The 12,602-nt window shown below is 69.4% G+C and carries 12 protein-coding genes, 1 tRNA gene and 1 pseudogene; 10 read left to right on the forward strand and 4 right to left on the reverse strand.

Translation table 11 applies throughout. The annotated features are described in order from the left end of the window. Positions 1-22: 22 nt before the first annotated feature. Positions 23-664 carry a LysE/ArgO family amino acid transporter gene (locus ACFPJ4_RS12295; protein ID WP_386740736.1) on the reverse strand — a complete coding sequence of 214 codons (642 nt, stop codon included), beginning with the start codon at positions 662-664 and terminating at the stop codon, positions 23-25. 139 nt (positions 665-803) lie between these two features. After that, positions 804-2,837 carry a choice-of-anchor G family protein gene (locus ACFPJ4_RS12300; RefSeq protein WP_386740737.1) on the reverse strand — a complete coding sequence of 678 codons (2,034 nt, stop codon included), beginning with the start codon at positions 2,835-2,837 and terminating at the stop codon, positions 804-806. 398 nt (positions 2,838-3,235) lie between these two features. Here ACFPJ4_RS12300 and ACFPJ4_RS12305 point away from each other — a divergent pair. The 8 genes from ACFPJ4_RS12305 to ACFPJ4_RS12340 all read left to right on the forward strand — a co-directional run bounded on the left by ACFPJ4_RS12305 (position 3,236) and on the right by ACFPJ4_RS12340 (position 9,281). Further along, positions 3,236-3,308: transfer RNA gene (locus ACFPJ4_RS12305), tRNA-Trp, on the forward strand. 49 nt (positions 3,309-3,357) lie between these two features. Next, entirely contained in the window at positions 3,358-3,633 is a 276-nt protein-coding gene (gene secE, locus ACFPJ4_RS12310) for a preprotein translocase subunit SecE (protein WP_386740738.1), read from the forward strand. Positions 3,634-3,707: 74 nt separating this feature from the next. After that, on the forward strand, positions 3,708-4,655 hold the full coding sequence (gene nusG / locus ACFPJ4_RS12315; RefSeq protein ID WP_386740739.1) for a transcription termination/antitermination protein NusG: 948 nt from the start codon (positions 3,708-3,710) through the stop codon (positions 4,653-4,655). A 314-nt stretch (positions 4,656-4,969) separates the two neighbouring features. Next, complete coding sequence (gene rplK / locus ACFPJ4_RS12320) at positions 4,970-5,401, forward strand: 50S ribosomal protein L11 (RefSeq protein WP_386740740.1); 432 nt, start codon at positions 4,970-4,972, stop codon at positions 5,399-5,401. Positions 5,402-5,403: 2 nt separating this feature from the next. Beyond that, complete coding sequence (rplA, locus tag ACFPJ4_RS12325; RefSeq protein ID WP_386740741.1) at positions 5,404-6,093, forward strand: 50S ribosomal protein L1; 690 nt, start codon at positions 5,404-5,406, stop codon at positions 6,091-6,093. A gap of 223 nt (positions 6,094-6,316) precedes the next feature. Then, a complete protein-coding gene (locus ACFPJ4_RS12330; protein WP_386740742.1) occupies positions 6,317-7,066 on the forward strand; it encodes a sugar phosphate isomerase/epimerase family protein in 750 nt (249 codons plus the stop codon). Then, positions 7,063-8,196: a Gfo/Idh/MocA family protein gene (locus ACFPJ4_RS12335; RefSeq protein WP_386740743.1), complete on the forward strand. Its 1,134-nt coding sequence runs from the start codon at positions 7,063-7,065 to the stop codon at positions 8,194-8,196. The genes ACFPJ4_RS12330 and ACFPJ4_RS12335 overlap by 4 nt, the downstream gene beginning before the upstream one ends. 53 nt (positions 8,197-8,249) lie before the next feature. Further along, entirely contained in the window at positions 8,250-9,281 is a 1,032-nt protein-coding gene (locus ACFPJ4_RS12340; RefSeq protein WP_386740744.1) for a sugar phosphate isomerase/epimerase family protein, read from the forward strand. 36 nt (positions 9,282-9,317) lie between these two features. Here the strand turns inward: ACFPJ4_RS12340 and ACFPJ4_RS12345 are convergent, their stop codons facing one another. Beyond that, positions 9,318-10,274, reverse strand: coding sequence for an NADP-dependent oxidoreductase (locus tag ACFPJ4_RS12345; protein ID WP_386740910.1), 957 nt, complete (start codon positions 10,272-10,274; stop codon positions 9,318-9,320). 161 nt (positions 10,275-10,435) lie between these two features. Between ACFPJ4_RS12345 and ACFPJ4_RS12350 the strand changes: the two genes are divergently transcribed. Both ACFPJ4_RS12350 and ACFPJ4_RS12355 read left to right on the forward strand, forming a co-directional pair. Continuing rightward, positions 10,436-11,122 carry a Pr6Pr family membrane protein gene (locus ACFPJ4_RS12350; protein WP_386740745.1) on the forward strand — a complete coding sequence of 229 codons (687 nt, stop codon included), beginning with the start codon at positions 10,436-10,438 and terminating at the stop codon, positions 11,120-11,122. A 102-nt stretch (positions 11,123-11,224) separates the two neighbouring features. Then, positions 11,225-11,746 (forward strand): annotated as a pseudogene (locus tag ACFPJ4_RS12355) (DUF998 domain-containing protein); the annotation flags it as partial. A gap of 45 nt (positions 11,747-11,791) precedes the next feature. Here ACFPJ4_RS12355 and ACFPJ4_RS12360 read toward each other — a convergent pair. Continuing rightward, complete coding sequence (locus ACFPJ4_RS12360; RefSeq protein ID WP_386740746.1) at positions 11,792-12,427, reverse strand: YqaJ viral recombinase family protein; 636 nt, start codon at positions 12,425-12,427, stop codon at positions 11,792-11,794. Positions 12,428-12,602: the final 175 nt, after the last annotated feature.

The raw sequence follows: 12,602 nt of genomic DNA on the forward strand, positions 1-12,602 counted from the left end.
ACAAGGCTCCGAGTCAGAACAGCTAGCGCAACGAGCTCACGGCGAGGGTGACCGCGAGCACGACCATGACGATCGCGATGATTCCGTCGAGCACCCGCCAGGCGAGCGGCTTCGCGAACACCGGGGCCAGAAGCCGGGCCCCGAATCCCAACGCGCTGAACCACAGGATGCTGCCCACTGCCGCCCCGGCGCCGAACGCCCAGCGCGCCTCGCCGTGCGTGCTCGCGACGGAGCCGAGCAGCACGACCGTGTCGAGGTAGACGTGCGGATTCAGCCAGGTCAACGCCAGGCAGGTGGCGGCGACGGCGAGAGCCGCCGGCCGTGCCGGCGCGGTGTCGGCATCGGCATCGGCGAGCGTCGCCCGGGCCGGACGCAGCGCGCGCCGTGCGGCGAGGATCCCATAGAACAGCAGGAAGGCGGCACCGACCCAGCGGACGACATCCACGAGCCACGGCATCCGCCCGAAGACGACCGCCCCTCCTCCGATGCCCAACGCGATCAGCAGCGCATCGGATGCCGCGCAGATGACCACCACGAGGGCGACGTGCTCGCGGCGCAGGCCCTGCCGCAGCACGAACGCGTTCTGGGCGCCGATCGCGATGATCAACGAGAGGCCCAGGCCGAGCCCCGCGATGGCGGCCGGGAACCAGTCGGCGGGGAGCATCCCTGGACCTTAGCGCGGCGACGCCCCTGCCCCCGCGCCCCGGCTTCGCCCGCCCCGCCCGGCGCCCGGCGAGGGGCGATAAAAAGCCGGGACCGCGAGTCTTGGGGGCAGGCGGTCCCGGCTTCTCGGTGCTACCGCGCTACCCGATCTGAGCCGGGTGGTTGCGACGGTAGCTCTCTCGCACCAGGTAGGCACCCGCTGCCAACAGGGCGAGAACCGCGGCGACGAGAGCGGCGATCCCCACGCCGGTCGTCGCGAGACGGCTGATGGATGCCGCCGTGGTGCCCGGGTTGCCCGGGGTTCCCGGCCCTCCCGGGTTGCCGTCGGTGGGCGGCGTGACCACGGTCGTGATGTTCGGACCGACGGTGGCCTGCGCCAGGTTGACCGTCGCCAGGCTCGAGCCGCCGACGCCGCTGAGCACGCTCACTCGAAGCGCGGTCTCGGTGAACTCCGAGCCGGACGCCACCGCCGTGCCCTTCGCCGAGGCGAGGTGGGTCTCTTGCAGGTTGACCTTGGCCGAGACCAACCCGGTGAGCACGTTGCCCACCGAGACGCCGCTCGGCCCGGTCAGGCCGTCCACTGCGGGCTGCACCAGCCCGGTGTTGAGCGCGTTGACCAGATCGGTCACGGTGCTGTCGCTGCCGAAGAGCTGATTCGCCAGGGTCGTGCCGACGCCGTCGATCAGGGTGTTGGCGCTGATCGTCGTGGCGGCACCGCCCGGCAGCGTCAGCTTGGCGGTCGCCGTCGCACCCGAACCGTTGATCAGCTGATCGACCGTTCCGTGGATGTCGAGGTTCACGCCGGTGCCGAGGGGAGCCACCGCGGTGCTCTGGTCCGTGCACACGAGCTGGTTCACCGTCTGGTTGACGAGCTGGGTGATGCCGTTGACGGCTCCCGAGGTCGAGCCGCCGGGGCTCAGGACCCCGCCGAGTCCGCCCAGGACGCCGCCGAGCAGCCCGCCGGTTCCGGTGTCGGTGGTCGACCCGGTTCCCGGCACCGTGACCGGCACCTGGACGATCTTCTGAACGGTCTTGCAGACCTGCTGGACGATCGGGGCCTGCGCGACGTTGGCGGTGGCATCCGCGTGGATGTCGACAGCCGCGTTGTGCAGGTTGTCCTTGACCTTGTTGACCACCTGGTCCGCGATCGTCGAGATCGTCGAGGTGATGCCGTTGAGCATCTGGTTGACGATCGGGTCGTTGAGCAGCTCCGTGCCCGGCGGCAGATCGTTGATGTTGCTGCCGAGGAGCTTGGCGAGATCGACGGTCACCTTGCCGGTCTGCAGGTCGAAGGCGACGGCTCCGTTCCCGTACTTGCCGTCGAGGATCGACTGCACGAGCGACTGCAGGTCGCCGGTGTCGATCGTCGCCGTGACGTTGGCGTTGGCGCCGAGCAGGTTGAGCGCCGGATCCAGCTTCTGCACGAGGCCGTTGACCCCCGAGACCAACTGGCCGTTCTTGCCGACGAGCTTGTCGAGGCTGCTCTGCGCCTGCTGCAGCGCCCCATCCACCTTCTGGGTGAGGTTCGCGATCGCCGGGCTCGAGAACGAGAGCTTGAGGTCGGCGAGGGTGTAGTCGCCCGAGGCCTTGTCGAGGTTTCCGGTCGCCTGGGCGGCCACGTCGCTCGTGGTGAGCGTGAGGTCTGAGATGTTCGACCCGATCTGGTCGCCCAGCAGCGCCGACAGGTTGAACGTCGCGTCAGCGGGCGGGGCGCTCTTCTCGTTGCCGGCGGTGAGGCCGCCGGCGTCGGTGACCGCACCGCTCGCGGCCAGCGAGCTTCCGCCCCTCGCTGCCTGAGCGAACTGCGACGCCGCCCCGAGCTGTAGGAAGCTGCCCAGCGGGATGGCCAGGGTCGAACCGTTGCCGACGTGGATCGAGTTGAGGACCGTCGCCGAGAGCGGATTCTTCTGAGTCTGCGTGGACTGGGTCCCGTCGTTGCGCGCCTGTGCCGAGTCGACGGCGGCGATGTTGCTCAGATCCGTGCCGAGCACCGATCCCGAGAGGAACTGGCCCTCGCCGAACGACTGTGCTTGATCTGCTGCGGTCGCCGAGACCGGGGTGAACAGTACGACCCCTGTTCCGAGTGCGAGAGCTCCGACGGACGCGCCGAGGCGCGTGAGCCGGTTTACCTTCCCTGTTCGAGCGGACTCGCTCGAAGCCGATGTGGTGAACACGACGTACCTTCCTGATCCTGGACGGACGAGGAAGCTGGTCGGCGGTCGAGCGCCCATCGAGTGCCGTCCCGCAGACTGCGGGTCGGCACTCGATGCGGCGGACGAGGTGGTGCGGCTGCTGATCTCAGCTTCGTTGCCCGTGTTCGGTTGCGGGTGTTGCGAAGGGATGGTTGGCCCCTTCACCGGAAGAGACTGAGGGGTCGTCGTTTTATGACGCGACGATTCCGATCGATTCTGACCCCTCTTCGGGGGGTGGGTTTCGGGGGCCGCGGTCGGCTCGGCGCCCGTGCCGATGACCCGTCCTGCGGGATGGCATACACTGATCGCAGTGGTGAAGTCAGCCAAGCTTTGTCGCGCCCATTTTCATCGGGGCGTGCCGACGGCGGGCCGATCCCTGTAGGGCGGTGGCTCAATTGGTAGAGCAGCGGTCTCCAAAACCGCAGGTTGCAGGTTCAAGTCCTGTCCGCCCTGCGACACCTCGCAACCCTTTGCGAGGTTCCCTGTTGAAAGGTTGTTGAGAGTGGCACGCAAGGTGGTCGACGAGCCCGGTGAGGACCTCGTCGCGAGCGCCAAGCAGGAACGCGCCGAACGGCGCGGCCCGGTTGCGCGCATCGCACTCTTCATCCGGCAGGTCGTCAACGAGCTGAAGAAGGTGGTCACGCCGACCCGGCGCGAGCTGTTCAGCTACACGGGAGTCGTGCTCGCGTTCGTCATCGTCATGATGGCCCTCGTCTACGGTCTCGACTTCGGGTTCAGTGCGCTCGTCGCCTGGGTCTTCGGCAACGGCACCAGCTGACCCGGTCCGGCTGAGCCGGATCCACTGCATGAGGGGCCCCGCCCCGGAACGTTCTATGAATGGAAGAAATCACCGTGACTGAAGAAGAGCGCCGCGACGTCGATCTCGCGCCCGCCGCCGAGCAGTCGTCTGAAGAAGACGACCTGCTGCAGGACGACGTGCTCCAGAGCGACGAGCTCTCGGGCGAGAACGCCGAGAACCGCGCCATCCACATCGTCGACGACGAGGCGGATGTCGAAGCCAACCTCGACAGCATCCTCGACGCCCTCGACGCGGCGAGCGACCCCGAGGCCGACGCGATCGTCGACTCCGCGCTTGACATCGGCGAGGCGTCCGACACGGATGCCGCTGTCGCCGCCACGAGCGACGAGGAGGAGCTCGAGGAGGAGGAAGTCGCGGTCGACCCCTACGAGGAGTTCCGCGCCGAACTGCGCGCCAAGCCGGGCAAGTGGTACGTCATCCACTCCTATGCCGGCTTCGAGAAGCGCGTGAAGCAGAACATCGAGTCGCGTCGTTCGTCGATGGCCATGGAGGACTACGTCTTCGAGGTGCAGGTGCCGATGGAAGACGTCGTCGAGATCAAGAACGGTCAGCGCAAGCTGGTCAACCGGGTGCGCATCCCCGGCTACGTGCTCGTGCGCATGGACCTCAACGAAGACAGCTGGTCGGTCGTTCGGCACACCCCGGGGGTGACCGGATTCGTGGGCAACTCCCACAACCCGACCCCGCTGCGCTTCGAGGAGGCCTTCAACATGTTGAAGAGCCTCGTGCAGGTCGTCGAGGCGCCCGTCAAGGGCGGCGCGGCAGGCAAGGGCGGCGGCAAGGCCACGGCCCGCGTCATCCCGGCCGAGGTCGACTTCGAGGTGGGCGAGACCATCACGATCAAGGAGGGCTCGTTCGCGGGTCTTCCCGGAACGATCAGCGAGATCAAGCCCGAGAGCGGCAAGCTCACCGTGCTCGTCTCGCTCTTCGAGCGCGAGACCCCGGTCGAGCTCAGCTTCGACCAGGTCACCAAGCTCTAGCCCGCCCGGGCAGGGCGCCTCGGCGTCCGGCCGTCGATGCGCTTGCGCTTGCGCCTGCGCCTGCGCGGTGTCCGCGATTCAGGTCGACGCGCCGCGTGTGTCTGCGGATCAGGATGCGGTGCCGGCGTGTCGGCCGCGGCATCCTGATCGCCGGAGCCGGAGCCGGACCCGGAAGAATCGGGGGAGGCGCACAGCGCGTCGAACCTGTAATATTGCGAAGTTGCCGTTCGCGGCACCCCACCCAACCACTGCCGGGATCTGCCCGGTCCGTGGGAGCGCCTCCTCGGAGGCATGACAGGAAAGAAGAGCCACTTATGGCACCCAAGAAGAAGGTCACGGGGCTGATCAAGCTCCAGATCAACGCCGGTGCGGCCAACCCCGCACCGCCCATCGGTCCGGCGCTCGGCCAGCACGGCGTCAACATCATGGAGTTCTGCAAGGCGTACAACGCCGCGACCGAGTCGCAGCGCGGCAACGTCATCCCGGTGGAGATCACCGTCTACGAGGACCGTTCGTTCACGTTCATCCTCAAGACCCCGCCGGCGGCCGAGCTCATCAAGAAGGCCGCAGGAGTGCAGAAGGGATCGGCGACCCCGCAGTCCGTCAAGGTCGCCAAGCTCTCCAAGGAGCAGGTGCGCTCGATCGCGGAGCAGAAGCAGGCAGACCTCAACGCCAACGACGTCGAGGCTGCCATGAAGATCATCGCCGGCACCGCCCGGTCGATGGGGATCACGGTGGAGGCGTAATCATGTCGACGAAATCCAAGGCATACCGCGCCGCCGCCGAGAAGATCGAGCCCGGCAAGTTCTACGAGCCCACCGAGGCCGTCAACGTCGTGCGCCAGACCGGGTCGAAGAACTTCGACTCGACCGTCGAGGTCGCGCTCAAGCTCGGTGTCGACTCGCGCAAGGCGGACCAGATGGTGCGCGGAACGGTCATCCTCCCGCACGGCACCGGCAAGGTCGCCCGCGTCATCGTCTTCGCCACGGGCCCCGCGGCCGAAGCGGCGATCGCGGCCGGCGCCGATGAGGTCGGCGGCGCCGAGCTCATCGAGAAGGTCGCCGGGGGCTACACCGCCTTCGACGCCGCCGTCTCGACGCCCGAGCTGATGGGCCAGGTCGGCCGACTCGGCAAGGTGCTCGGCCCGCGCGGCCTCATGCCCAACCCGAAGACCGGAACGGTGACGCCCGACACGGGCAAGGCCGTCTCTGAGATCAAGGGCGGCAAGATCGAGTTCCGCGTCGACAAGCACAACAGCGTCCACTTCGTCATCGGCAAGGCGGGCTTCACGCCCGAGCAGCTGGATGAGAACTTCGCAGCAGCGCTCGCCGAGATCCAGCGCGCCAAGCCGAGCTCGTCGAAGGGCCGCTACATCCAGAAGGGCACCCTGTCGACGACGTTCGGTCCCGGGGTTCCGCTCGACGTGGCGGCGCTCTAGTCGTCACCGTCTCATGAGGGGTCCCGCTTCGGCGGGGCCCCTCTTTGCGTGCGCCGGGGTCGCCATCGGGAGCAACGCTGGTAACTGCCCAAGTCGGTTACGGGGCGGACTCCGCGCGCCGGCGCCATCCATTCGCGAGCGTCATCCGCCGGTCCTAGAGTTGAGAGAGCGTTCCCACGCGGTGTCGGGAACTCGTACGTTCGCCCAAAAGGAGAGCCCCTTCGTGACATCCCCCGGCCTGTCCCTGCAGCTCTACACCCTCCGTGACGCGGTGGCCGACGACCTCGGCGGAACGCTCGCGCGGGTCGCCGAGATCGGATTCCGTGAGGTCGAGTTGTGGAACTTCGTCGACCGCGAGCGGGAGTTCGCCGCCGCCCTCGCCGACTCGGGGCTGACCGCCCCCTCGGCGCATGCCTCGCTGATCGTGGCCGACGACCCCGCGCCGGCCTTCGCCGCCGCCACGCGGCTCGGCATCCGGACCATCATCGACCCGCACTACCCGGCCGAGCATTGGACGACCCGGGACGACGTCACGCGCACCGCCCGGCGGCTCGGCGAGCTCGCGAGACAGGCGGCGGATTCCGGGCTGCGCCTGGGCTACCACAACCACGCCTTCGAGCTCGCGGCGCGCATCGACGGCCTGCCCGCCCTCGAGGTCCTGGCGGCCGAGCTCGATGACGCGGTCGTGCTCGAGGTCGACACCTACTGGGCGGCCGTCGGCGGGGTCGACCCGGTCGGGCTGCTCGAGCGGCTCGGTGAGCGGGTGCAGCTGATCCACGTCAAGGACGGTCCCGGCACGGCCGAACCGAGCGACCAGGTCGCCGTGGGGGATGGGGCGCTGGACATCCCCGGCATCCTGGCCGCCGCCCCGCAGGCCCGGCGGGTGGCCGAGCTCGACGACACCCGCGGAGACATCTGGGACGCGGTCGCGCGTAGCTTCTCCTACCTGGCCGCGACGGAGGCGGCGGCGTGACGGGCCCGGCCGGCACGGGCCCGACCGGCACGGGCCCCGTCGGCGTCGGAATCATCGGCGCCGGCGTCATCAGCACCCAGTACCTGCAGGTGCTCACGACCTTCCCGGATGTCGTGGTGCACTTCATCGCCGACCTCGATCTCGAGCGTGCGGCGGCTCAGGCGGCGGCCTTCGGCGTTCCCGGGCACGGTTCGGTCGCCGAGCTGCTGACCCGCGACGAGGTCGAGATCGTCGTCAACCTCACGATCCCCGCCGCGCATGTCGAGGTCGGGCTGCAGGTGATCGAGGCGGGCAAGCACGTCTGGAGCGAGAAGCCCTTCGCGCTCGACCGCGAGTCGGGCCGTCGTCTGCTGGCCGCCGCCTCCGCCCGGGGGCTGCGCGCCGCCTGCGCGCCCGACACCTTCCTGGGCGCCGGTCTGCAGTCGGCGCAGCGTCTGATCGAGGGCGGGCGTCTCGGGAGCCCCGTGTCGGCTCTCGCGATCATGCAGTCGGCAGGGCCGGAGCTCTGGCATCCCAACCCCGAGTTCCTGTTCGGAGTCGGGGCGGGCCCGTTGTTCGACATGGGCCCGTACTACCTCACCGCCCTCGTGCAGACCTTCGGGCCGATCGCGCGGGTCAGTGCGAGCTCGTCGACGGCACGCAGCCATCGCACGATCGGATCGGGCCCGCGCGCGGGCACCGTGTTCCCGGTCGAGGTGCCGACGCAGCACGACGCGCTCATCGAGTTCGAGTCGGGGGCGACCGCGGTGCTCGTGCTGAGCTTCGAGTCGGCGATCCGCCGCACCCTGCTCGAGATCACGGGAACGGATGCCGCGGCCGCCCTTCCCGACCCCAACGGCTTCGACGGCGCGACGGCGCTGTTCGAGCCGGCCGACGGCGAGCCGACCCTGATCCCGGAGGCCGGCCCGGCCTTCGGCCGGGGGATGGGCGTGCTCGACCTCGCCCGCTCGATCCGGGCGGGCGTGCCCGAACGGGCCTCGGGGGCCCTCGCCTTCCATGTGCTCGACGCCATGATCTCGATCAGCGAGGCCGCGCAATCCGGTGCCTGGGTCGAGGTCGAGACCACCGTCGAGCGGCCGCGCGCCGTCCCGTCGGACTGGGACCCGGCGGCGGCGACTCTGGGCGGATGACGCCGGAAGCCGCCCGAACCGCACCACGATCAGGCGAAACGAGGGGAACGACGTTGACGACACACCCGGTCACTCTGTTCACGGGTCAATGGGCCGATCTGCCGCTCGAGGAGGTCGCGGAGCTCGCGGCCGAGTGGGGCTACGACGGGCTCGAGATCGCCTGTTCAGGTGAGCATCTCGATGTCTGGCGGGCGGCGGAGGATCCCGGTTATCTCGCCGACCGGCGGCAGATCCTCGAGCGGCACGGTCTGAAGGTCTTCGCCATCTCGGCCCACCTGACGGGCCAGGCGGTCTGCGACGATCCGATCGACTTCCGTCACCAGGCCATCGTGCGCCCGCGGGTGTGGGGGGATGGCGACGCCGAAGGGGTGCGCCAGCGCGCCGCGGAGGAGTTGAAGCTCACGGCGAGAGCCGCACGGGCGCTCGGCGTCGACACGGTCGTCGGCTTCACCGGCTCGAAGATCTGGCCGTACGTGGCGATGTTCCCTCCCGTCCCCGGGCAGGTGATCGACGCCGGCTATCAGGACTTCGCGGATCGCTGGAACCCGATCCTCGATGTCTTCGACGGCGAGGGCGTGCGGTTCGCCCACGAGGTGCACCCGAGCGAGATCGCCTACGACTACTGGACGAGCGTGCGCGCCCTCGAGGCGATCGAGCATCGTGCCGCGTTCGGGTTCAACTGGGACCCCTCGCACATGATGTGGCAGCACGTCGATCCGGTGGCCTTCATCACCGACTTCGCCGATCGGATCTACCACGTCGACTGCAAGGACACCCGGCTGCGCACCCCCAACGGCCGTTACGGCGCGCTGGGCTCGCACCTGCCCTGGGGCGACCCGCGTCGCGGCTGGGACTTCGTGTCGACCGGCCACGGCGACGTGCCGTGGGAGGACTGCTTCCGCGCCCTGCGCTCGATCGGCTATGCGGGCCCGATCTCGGTCGAGTGGGAGGATGCCGGCATGGAGCGCCGGCACGGAGCGGCCGAGGCGGTCGACTTCGTCCGCTCGCTGCTCTGGGAGCTGCCGACCGCGTCGTTCGATGCGGCATTCAGCAGCCCGGCGGATGCGGGCGTGACGCCGGCCTGAGCCGCGCTACCGGGCTGCGCCGCCGAGCCGCGTGGCTCAGCTGTCGCTGACCGACAGCACGATCTTGCCGCGGGTGTGGCCCTCTTCCACCTTCCGGTGGGCGTCGGCCGCCTGGGCGAGACCGAAGACCTGGTCGAGGTAGACCCGCACATCGCCGGATTCGAGCAGCCGGGAGATGATGGCGAGCGTCGCCCCGTCGGGCGCGACCTGGTAGCCGGTGGCACGAACGCCCGCGACGGCGGCCTCCTCGGCCATGGTCGGCCAGCTGCCGCTCGGCCCGTTGACGATGATGCCTCCCGGGCGGAGCACCGAGAGCGAGCGCGTCGCCGTCTCGTCCTTCACGTTTCCGATCAGGTCGATCACGGCATCCACCTCGTCGACGGCCTCCTCGAACCGCGTCGTCGTGTAGTCGACGACCTCGGCGGCGCCGAGTTCGCGCAGCCATCCGACGTTGCGCGTGGACCCCGTCGCGACGACATGCGCACCGAAGTACGCGGCGAACTGCACCGCGAAGTGCCCGACGCCGCCGGATCCGGCGTGGATGAGCATCCGCTGCCCCTCGTGGGCCTTCGCCGTCTCGACGACCATGCCCCACGCCGTGAGCGCGGCCACCGGGACTCCGGCCGCTTCGGCGTGCGAGAGCGTGCTCGGCTTGCGCACGACGCTCAGCTCGGACACCGTCAGGTACTCCGCGTACGAGCCGCTCATGCGCGGCACCATCCCCATGCCGTACACCTCGGTTCCGGGTTGAAGGGGATGCGCCGCGTAGGGCGCCTCGACGACGACGCCGCTGAAGTCGAGACCGAGTATCGCGGGCAGGGTCGAGATCGCGGGGTAGCTGCCGCGGCCGGCGCGGGTCTTCGCATCGATCGGATTGACGCCGGCGGCCACGACCTTGACGAGCAGCTCGGAACTCACCCGCACGGGTCGCTCGACCTCGGCCATGCCGAGCACCTCCGGCCCCCCGGCCTTCGACATCGTCATGGCCCGCATGGTGGTCATTCTCCTCGGCCTCCCCGCCTCCCCTCCAGTAAACGGGGGCAATGATACGGCGGTGTTACGGCGGCATCACCGTGTTGCAAACCTTCCTCAGCTCCCCATGGCCGACCCACTAGCATTTCGGCAGGGCGCAAGCGTGCCCAGAGGGGTCTGGCATGCGCGCACTGTTCGGGATTCTGCGGATCGCGGGGGTCGTCGCGGGCGTTGCCGCCATGGTCGGTCAGCTGATCACGACCTACAACAAGTGGGCGAGCCTCGGAATCCGCAACCTCTCCGGCGTCTTCGTCAACTTCTTCAGCTTCTTCACGATCGACTCCAACGTCGGCGCGGTCGTCGTGTTCGCGATCGGTGCCGTGCTGCTGCTGCGACGGGTGGACGACCCGCGGTGGTTCGCGATCCTGCGCGCGAGCGTCACGGCGTACATGGTCGTCACCTTCGTCGTCTACAACCTGCTTCTGCGCGGCATCGAGCTGCCTCAGGGCACGACGCTGCCCTGGTCGAACGAGGTGCTGCACGTCGTCGCGCCGCTGCTCATCATCGTCGACTGGTTCTTCGCGCCGGGCCGTCGCCGACTCGAGTGGAGGGAGCTGCGGATCATCGTGGCGTTCCCGATCCTCTGGGTGGTCTACACGCTCATCCGGGGCCCCCTTGCGTACAACGAGGTCGGCAAGAAGCCGACCTGGTACCCGTATCCCTTCCTCGACCCCTCGCTCTCGCCGGAGGGGTACTTCTCGGTCGCGTTCTACGTCATCCTCATCGCCGGTGTGATCCTTGCGGTCGGCGCCGGGGTCATCTGGGTCTCGCGGCGTGGCGCCCGGTGGCCGTTGCGGGCAATCGCCTGAACCGCCGAGACCGCTGAGACTCCGAACCCCGGGACCGCCGTGCGCCTGATCGACCGTTCGGCCGCGCTCATCGGCACGCTGTGCCTCGGCGCCGCTCTCGTCATGCTCTGGATCACGCGTCTCAGCGTGCCGTACGAGCTGTACGTGAGCGAACTCGGCGCGGTCGGGATGCCGACGGCCCACGCCTTCCAGATCGTGCTTCTGCTCATCGTGCTGGGCGCGACGCTCATCGCGTGGGCGGGCCGTGGCATCCGCTCGCGGGCGAGGATGCTGCGCGGCTGGATCCCGGCCGTCTCGCTCTGGGCGGCCGCCGGCTTCTTCCTGATCGACTCGCAGGTGAGCTGCACCCCCGGATGTCCGCTTCCGGTCGGCGCCACCTTCACGCTCCAGGATTTCGTGCACACCCTCTCGGCGGTCCTCGCCTTCGCCGCGGCCAGCTGGGCGATGCTGCAGTGCGCCTTCGCGGTCGGACATCCGGTGCTCGCGCGCTTCTCGCTGGCCGCCGCGGTCGCGGTCGCGGCGATCTCGGCGGCGGGCGGCCTCATGTCGCTGCTGCACTTCCAGACCGGCCTGGGCAGCCGCCTCGAGCTGGTCGCCACGACCGTCGGCCTGAGTTGGATCGTCGTCTTCGGCGCCTCGCTCGCGGTCGTGCGGACTTCGTCGCTCCCGTCAGCGGCGCATCGCGGCCAGCAGCTGATCGGCCAGGCCGATCAGGCGGTGGATCTCGTTCTCGTCCCGGTCGACCCAGCGCACCTCGGGCTCGGCGCCGACCGGCACGAACCCGTCGTGCTGCTCCCAGACGACGAGGGTGCGCTCGGCGCCTAACACGTACTGCTGCCACCACACCTGACGCAGGTAGTGCCGCGGGATGCTCCTCCACGCCGAGTTCGTGGTCTTGATCTCGCACAGCTCGAGGGCCGTCCGGTTGTCGGAACCGGCGGCCGAGAGCGCCCGCTCCCGCATCCCGTCGGGGGTGGCGAGGTGCTCGGGCCGACCGTCGGCGTGGAACAGCGCGCTGCTCGGTTGCATCCCGTAGACGCGCCGGGCCCAGTGTGCGATCTCCGGCTCGCGCAGCCGGCCGTGCGCCGTGAACGCGTTGCCGCCGAAGCGGCTGCCCAGCAGCTTCTCGAGCGCGAGGCCGTTGAGGGCCTTGGGGCCCGAGAGCCGCGCGACATCGGTTGCGGTGACGCCGCGGGCGCGGGCCTTGAGCCAGGCGACCCGGTCGTTCGCGTCGGCGACGATGCGGTCGGTGTGCCGGCTCGGGGGGTCGTCCCACAGGGAGAGGGTGGGCTGCACGAGGGTCACCCGTCCATTGTGGGGCGTGCCCCGGTCATCGCGTGGTGCGACGCTCGTCCCCCGGTTGCTGTACCCCGAACCGGCCGAATCACCCCCGAACGAGTGTCGGCACTATGGAGGACACCCCCCGGAGTGGGGCAGACGAACCCCCCGAACGAGTGTCGGCATTCGGGGGGACATGGCC

It is taken from the genome of Lysinimonas soli (assembly GCF_042655435.1).
In the GTDB taxonomy this organism is placed as follows: domain Bacteria; phylum Actinomycetota; class Actinomycetes; order Actinomycetales; family Microbacteriaceae; genus Lysinimonas; species Lysinimonas soli.

What these genes read in the sequence shown, in the direction of transcription:
- ACFPJ4_RS12350 (WP_386740745.1), top strand. Translation starts at nt 10,436, where the DNA reads ATGCGCGCACTGTTCGGGATTCTGCGGATCGCGGGGGTCGTCGCGGGC.
- ACFPJ4_RS12295 (WP_386740736.1), bottom strand. Translation starts at nt 664, where the DNA reads ATGCTCCCCGCCGACTGGTTCCCGGCCGCCATCGCGGGGCTCGGCCTG.
- rplA (WP_386740741.1), top strand. Translation starts at nt 5,404, where the DNA reads ATGTCGACGAAATCCAAGGCATACCGCGCCGCCGCCGAGAAGATCGAG.
- ACFPJ4_RS12345 (WP_386740910.1), bottom strand. Translation starts at nt 10,274, where the DNA reads ATGCGGGCCATGACGATGTCGAAGGCCGGGGGGCCGGAGGTGCTCGGC.
- rplK (WP_386740740.1), top strand. Translation starts at nt 4,970, where the DNA reads ATGGCACCCAAGAAGAAGGTCACGGGGCTGATCAAGCTCCAGATCAAC.